This window comes from Allobosea sp. Tri-44 (genome assembly GCF_004123845.1).
Lineage (GTDB): Bacteria > Pseudomonadota > Alphaproteobacteria > Rhizobiales > Beijerinckiaceae > Allobosea.
In genome coordinates, this window is the sequence record NZ_NBDP01000052.1 from 1 (window position 1) to 2,504 (window position 2,504).

General features: G+C 65.6%; 3 protein-coding genes. All 3 read left to right on the forward strand.

What is annotated here, in order from left to right; translation table 11 throughout:
- The coding region (locus B6S44_RS24975; RefSeq protein ID WP_349236388.1) for a transporter suffix domain-containing protein at nucleotides 1-550 on the forward strand (550 nt) is incomplete at its 5' end.
- A 16-nt stretch (nucleotides 551-566) separates the two neighbouring features.
- The gene (locus tag B6S44_RS24980) at nucleotides 567-1,694 is read left to right on the forward strand and encodes an HlyD family secretion protein (protein WP_129159585.1); all 1,128 of its coding nucleotides are present in this window, start codon (nucleotides 567-569) and stop codon (nucleotides 1,692-1,694) included.
- A 40-nt stretch (nucleotides 1,695-1,734) separates the two neighbouring features.
- On the forward strand, nucleotides 1,735-2,504 hold a 770-nt coding region (locus tag B6S44_RS24985; RefSeq protein ID WP_164985955.1), incomplete at its 3' end, for a DUF2955 domain-containing protein.

A 2,504-nucleotide genomic window follows, 5' to 3' on the forward strand; every position in this document is an offset into this window, starting at 1 on the left:
GGGGACAAACATGACGACGCCACAACTCGATACCGAAGTGTCGGCCGCCGCCGGATGGCGATTCAAGCTCGGCATTTTCATCTTCATCTTTGCCTTCGCGCTTTGGCTGCTCGTTCCACTAGCCGCCTCGATGAATGTTCCGGGCCCGCGCATCGCGGCGATGACAGGCGCGATCTTCGTTGCCAACAAGGTCCTGCTGCTGGCCTGCATTGCGGTGATGGGCAAGGCCGGATTCCAGCAGCTCAAGGGGCTCGTCTTCGGCTATGCCAAGGGCCTGGCACCGAGCGGGCCGATCGGCCCGGCGCGCCACGTGATCGGATTGGTCATGTTCTGCCTGCCGCTCGTCACGGCCATGCTCGAACCCTATGTCGACCAGTTTTTTCCTGGCCTGAGGCCAAACATCTGGCAGCTGCAGGCGCTCGGCGACCTGATGCTGATCGCGAGCTTCTTCGTGCTTGGCGGCGACTTCTGGAGCAAGATCCGCGCGCTCTTCGTCCGGACGGCTAAGGTAGTGGATGGCCGGGATCCGGCCGCGCCCGCTTCCGTCTAAGCCGAGCCAGAACGCCATGACTGACGAACCCACGACCGCTACCACACCGCCCGCCGCGCTTTCCGAACCGGCCTCACGCCCGCCCGCAAATCCGCTGCGCAAAACCGCACTCGCCGTGCTTGCGCTCATTGCCGTGCTGTTTGCGGTGTCGATCGTGATGGAGAGGCTGACGCCATCGTCCTCGCAGGCCGTGGTGCAGGCCTATGTCGTGCGCATGGCGCCCGACGTTGCTGGCCGTGTCATCGAGGTCAACGTCAGCGACAATGCGCGCGTGGAGGCGGGCACGGTGCTGTTTCGTATCGATCCTCGCCCCTTCGAGATAGCCGTCGCCGAGGCGCATGCGCAGGTCGAACGCATCGGTCAGACGCTGGGCGCCTCGACCGCCGCGGTCGAATCGGCGCAGGCGAAACTCGTCAAGGCGAGCGCCGAGCTCGAAAACATCCAGTCGCAGTCGCAGCGTACGTTCCAGCTCGTCGAGCGCGGGATCATGGCCAAGTCCAAGGCCGACGAAGCGCGCGCGGCGCTCGAAGGCTCGCGCGCAGCTGTCACGGGAGCTGAGGCCGATCTTGCCAAGGCGCGGGAGGAGCTCGGCCCTCGCGGCGATGAGAACCCGCAGCTCAAGGCCGCCTTGGCGACGCTGGCGCGAGCGCGCCTCGATCTTCTGCGCACGACAGTCAGCGCCCCGGCGACCGGCGTCATCAGCAATCTTCAGCTCGCGACCGGGCAGTTTATCGGCGCAGGCCAGTCTGCCCTGACCTTCATCGATGCGACCTCGATTTGGATCTCCGCCAATTTCAAGGAGAACAGCCTCGAGCACATGTCGAATGCCGATCGTGCCGAGGTCGTCATCGACTCGCTACCGGGCTCGATCTTCACCGCGAAGGTCGAGAGTATCGGCTGGGGCGTTTCCCAGAACAGCGTCGACCCCAACACAGGGCTCCCCACGATCAGAAACAGCACCGGCTGGGTGCGCGATCCTCAACGATTTCCGGTGCGGCTGGTGTTCGATGGAACCTTGCCCCGCGGCGGTGTCCGCTTCGGCTCGCAAGTCAATGTCGTCGTCTATACGGGAAGCAATCCGGTGGCGAATGCCCTTGGAGCGGCCTGGATCCGGATCATCTCGGTCCTGACCTATGCCAGTTGAGGCGTCCGTCCCGGCTGGAACTCTGGCGCGGCAGCGACGCGTGGGGTTGCGTGTCGCGCTCGTCGTCTCGGCCGGGCTGACATTCAGCATCGCGACCGGCGCCGTCATTCCGTTCCTGGGCCCACTGTTCGCAGCGCAGTTCCTGCTCGGAGGGGCGAGGCCACTGCCGCTCGCCAAGGCGATCGGCATGACCGGTCTCGTCTTGGTGATGGGGCAGGCCTTCATCATCGTGACCGGTATATTCGGCGACCGCCCAGTGCAGCTCCTGTCGCTGCTCGGTCTGTTCTTCTTCGTCTGCTTCGTGCTGCAGGCGCAGGGCAAGGGCGGCCCGGCGATCTTTCTGTCCCTGGTCATCGCAGTCATGGTGCCGCTTCTCGACCTGCTCCACGACGACCTCGACCAGAGCATGATGGCGATCCTGCTTCAGGGCTGCCTCAGCGGCGTCGTCCTGTCCTGGCTCGCCCATGCCCTCCTGCCGGAGCCGGCAGCAAGCGAGGACGCGCCAGCCCAGCCGGCTATGGCCTCGGAACATCCCGTGGCGCGGGCCCTCGCCAATGCGGTCATCCTGTTGCTGGCGGTCACGCTCTGCCTGACCAACAGCGCCTTCTCCTCGGCCATCGTCGTCCCGATCACGGTCGCGTCCCTGCTGCTCCAGCTCGACCTCGCCGCAAGCGCCCGCGCCGCAATGGGGCTGGTCGCCATCAACCTGCTGGGCGGCGTGCTCGCGTCACTCGCCTTCGCCTTCGTCGAGCTGCGCCCGTCACTGCCCTTCCTGTTCTTGACCACGCTGCTCGTCGGGCTGATCCTCGG

Excerpts from the sequence above, each read along its gene's own strand:
- B6S44_RS24980 (WP_129159585.1), top strand. The coding sequence starts at position 567 with ATGACTGACGAACCCACGACCGCTACCACACCGCCCGCCGCGCTTTCC.